Source organism: Dietzia sp. CQ4 (assembly GCF_014145125.1).
In the GTDB taxonomy this organism is placed as follows: Bacteria; Actinomycetota; Actinomycetes; order Mycobacteriales; family Mycobacteriaceae; genus Dietzia; species Dietzia natronolimnaea.
The window spans coordinates 1-1,042 of sequence record NZ_JAALDZ010000017.1; the positions used below are offsets into that span (position 1 = coordinate 1).

Sequence of the window (1,042 nt, forward strand, 5' to 3'; positions counted from 1 at the left end):
CGTGGTGCCGCCCGGGGAGCAGACCGCCGCGCGCAGGTCGGCGGGACCGTCACCGCCGGCGGTGAGCATGGCGCCGGCACCCATCGCGGTTCCGGCCGCGAGCCGCAGCGCGACGTCACGGGGCAGGCCCTGTTCGACCGCCGAGTCCACCATGGCCTCGGCCAGGAGGAAGAAGTAGGCGGGGCCCGAGCCGGACACGGCCGTCACGGCGTCCATCTTGGACTCCTCGACGACGACGACGGCGCCGACGCTCTCCATGATCCGGACCACCTGCTCCAGGTGCTCGTCGCGCGCATAGCGACCCTTGCACGCCGCCGAGACGCCCTGCCCCACGAGCATCGCAGTGTTGGGCATCACCCGCACGACGGGTGATCCCGCGCTGAGCTTGTTCTCCAGCACCGACGTGGGCACGCCGGCCGCCAGCGACACCACGATCGACTCGTGGACGCTGTCGGAGATCGCGTCGCCGATCCGGTCGACCACAGCGGGGACGTCGCCGGGCTTGACGGCCACCACGATCACATCCGCCCCCTCGCAGCCGATGTCCAGGCTGGTGGAGAGGATGCAGTACTTCTTGGCCAGTTCGGCGGCTCGGGACTCCACGGCCTCGATCACCACGATGTCCGAGGGCTCCGTCCCCGATTTCCGGAGTCCTGCGATGAGGGCCTCGCCGATGCGTCCGCCACCGACCACTGCGATTCTCGTCATGCCCACAACAGTGCCACACACCCCCGGTGGTCCTGCACGGCTCATCCCACGGGATCAGCCCCACACCGCTCGCGTGGCCGGCGTCGACGCGGCCGACGGCCGCACGGGGTTCGGCGGGCGGGTGCGCAGACGACTCCGCCCGCACCGTGAGAGGTGCGGGCGGAGTGGTGACGGGTCGTGTGGGCCGGTCAGGTGACCACTCTGAGCAACAGTGGCCCGCAGGTCACGCCCAGGCCGACGATCACCGCGAGGGCGATGCTGACCATGTCGTTCGACCTGCGCAGGACGCGGACCATGGCGACCAGTCCGACGATCACCACGAGCGCCAGGGCCA

General features: G+C 70.9%; 1 protein-coding gene. It reads right to left on the bottom strand.

Annotated elements, in window-relative coordinates; translation table 11 throughout:
* On the bottom strand, positions 1-708 hold a 708-nt coding region (gene proC / locus G6031_RS01055), incomplete at its 3' end, for a pyrroline-5-carboxylate reductase (protein ID WP_182652149.1).
* Between the last annotated feature and the right edge of the window lie 334 nt (positions 709-1,042).